This window comes from uncultured Thiodictyon sp., from assembly GCF_903946935.1.
GTDB lineage: Bacteria > Pseudomonadota > Gammaproteobacteria > Chromatiales > Chromatiaceae > Thiodictyon.
Genome location: NZ_CAJAXH010000218.1, coordinates 1 through 2,446 on the forward strand (window position 1 = coordinate 1; position 2,446 = coordinate 2,446).

Consider the following 2,446-nt stretch of genomic DNA (forward strand, 5'->3'; position numbering starts at 1 on the left):
CAGACTCCGGTCGCCCTACGGGCTCCCTACGTCTGGCCCGCCGACCCGGCGGCCCCTCCCCTGCATCTCGCCCCCTGCCCCCGCCAACAGGGGACATCTCTACTTTGCGGAATAGGGGACATTTCTACTTTGGGTTGACATGCGCTTGACGGTTGCGCTTGACGGTTGTGTTTTTCGTGGGTCGGTGCAAGGACCTTCTGCCCGGGCTCCGCGGCCTTGCGGGTCGACGCCAACAGGCGCGAGATGAGCGACCAGGCCCTGGGGTCCGGTTCAGGGAGCGTCTGGCATGCTGCCCAGCCGTCGGGAACAGTGACGGCAGACCTTCGCCAGGCGCCCCAGGGGCGGCGAGCGGCGCCACAAGGTCAGCTAGACCCGCAGGTCCCGGCACCCGCTCTTGCGGGTGGAGGAAACGGATGACACCCATCCAATAGGCCTCATCCCTCCCGACGGAGGCTTAAAGGATGACCGGCCCTCGGGTTTCCCGATGGCCGGCTTTTTTTATGGGTTGCCGCAGGTCAATGGCGTTGCCTGCCCTCGTTCCCAACAGGTGCCGGCGGCATCGGCATCGGCAGCGGGATGGGGAATCCCTTCGGCGTCAATCTGTGCGACGAAGGTCCGCCACCGGCGCACGCCCTGCCGGTCCAGCTCCAAGCGCAACAACCATCCGGTATTGTTGATGGCGTCGGTGAACCCGTTGAAGACAAAATTTCCCAGGCTGTAGACGATCGGCTTACCGCGATACTGCTCAGTGTCCTGGGTCACATGGGGGTGGCCGCCAATCACCGCGTCGGCCCCGGCGTCGATCATGAGACGGGCCAATTGGCGTTGGCGGGGGCTGGCAATGGGCTCGTGCTCCCAGCCCCAGTGCATGATCGGGATCACGAGATCGGCGTGCCCGGTGCTGCGCGCGCCCGCGATATCGCGCTGGACCTGCTCATCTTCGCTCCAGGCAACCCCCGGTTGATCGGCCCCGGCCTCGAAGCTGCGCGGCAGGAATTCGTCATAGCCGAGCAACGCGATCCGCAGCCCGTGACGCTCGACGATGAGTGGCCGATGCGCCTGCGCCAGGTCGGCGCCGCCGCCGAACCAGCCGATACCCGCCTGATCCAAGAGGCCCAGCATCTCGGCGAATGCGCCCGGCCCAAAGTCGCCGGAGTGGTTGTTCGCCAGGGTCACCGCGTCGAAATGCCGTTTGAGCGGCTGCAAGGTGCGCGGGTGGGCGCGGAAGGTATAGGGTTTCCCGGGTTCGGCCTCTCCCTGGGTCGCCACGACACACTCCAGATTACCGATCCGGATATCGGCGCCGTCCAACAGCGCGGCAACGGGGGCGAAGGGGTCCTGCCCGCGCTCGACCGCCGCCCCCGGCGATTCGTCGAGCATGATATCGCCGACCACCGTGAGCGTGACGGTCGGCGCTGGCGGTGGCTCCGCGGCCATCGCGCCAAAGCGGCAGTTGACGGCGCAGCAGGCGAGGGCACAACCCAGCGCGGCGGCCAGGCGAGGGCGGCCGATGCGCGTCATGGGCTGACCTCCAACAGCGCACACCCATACTGGAACTCCCGCTCGCGCCCGGGCGAATACAGATAATTCCCGCCGGTGAGTGCGTCCCGGGCGGGGTTGGCCTGAATCGTCGGCGCCTGGTACTTGGCCTCGTGCAGCAAGAGCAAACGTCGCTCGGTTTGGTAGTAGGTGTAGAGATTGATGTATTGCACCGATCGTGCATCGCCGATCACCACGGCCTTGAAGCGGAAGCGCCCGTTGATGGAGATGGCCGGCACGCTGTAGGGGTCGGCCACCGGTGCGAATTCCAACACCTGGGAGGTTCCACCCTGCTCGATGTGGCAGCGCAGACGCGGTGCGGCCGTGGCGGTCGCCGGCATGGCCCAGGCCGCGAGCAGGCCGAGGGCCAGGGCCGATCGTGCCAATGCAACGGGGGCGCGGTGACGTCTCAAATCGCGTGGTGGCATCGGACTTCTTAGGGGCGGGCGAACAGGCTGAATTGGGAAGTCAGCATACTCGCCTCTGCGCTCGGCCGCCGCGTCCCTGGTCGAGCGGTCGAGCCGGCGCTGCGGTGACACTTCGCCCCGTGTCGGCCCGACTGGGAGGCGGAAACGGGGCCTTGATCATCGTTCCGGCCAGCGGCCTGCTTCGGGAGTCCAAGGCTTCAGCCTTGGTCCTGTCCAGCCAAGGCCGAAGCCTTGGACTCCGGCCCCGATTTGGCCGGAACGATGATCGAGGCCGGAAACGGCGACCCTCGTGGCCCGCGCACGCGATGCCACCGTCCGGGTCAAGGCGCTGGTGCGGATGCCCCAGGGCGGAACCGTTCTAGCCAGGACTCTCTGTTGCAACCGGCGGTTGTCCGCAACACTGGACAACGCCAGGTGGCCCGGGTATAAAGCACGTCGGTCCCCTTACTGTCCGAGGCCCCGTGCGTGAACCTTCGTGA

Annotated in this window: 2 protein-coding genes; both read right to left on the bottom strand. The window is 66.9% G+C overall.

All coding sequences use genetic code 11. From position 1 onward, the window contains the following. Positions 1-498 precede the first annotated feature (498 nt). Positions 499-1,521, bottom strand: a complete 1,023-nt coding sequence (locus QZX93_RS19135; RefSeq protein WP_295392439.1) for a CapA family protein — start codon at positions 1,519-1,521, stop codon at positions 499-501. Beyond that, positions 1,518-1,967: a hypothetical protein gene (locus QZX93_RS19140; RefSeq protein ID WP_295392441.1), complete on the bottom strand. Its 450-nt coding sequence runs from the start codon at positions 1,965-1,967 to the stop codon at positions 1,518-1,520. The genes QZX93_RS19135 and QZX93_RS19140 overlap by 4 nt, the downstream gene beginning before the upstream one ends. Positions 1,968-2,446: the final 479 nt, after the last annotated feature.

What these genes read in the sequence shown, in the direction of transcription:
- QZX93_RS19135 (WP_295392439.1), bottom strand. Translation starts at nt 1,521, where the DNA reads ATGACGCGCATCGGCCGCCCTCGCCTGGCCGCCGCGCTGGGTTGTGCC.
- QZX93_RS19140 (WP_295392441.1), bottom strand. Translation starts at nt 1,967, where the DNA reads ATGCCACCACGCGATTTGAGACGTCACCGCGCCCCCGTTGCATTGGCA.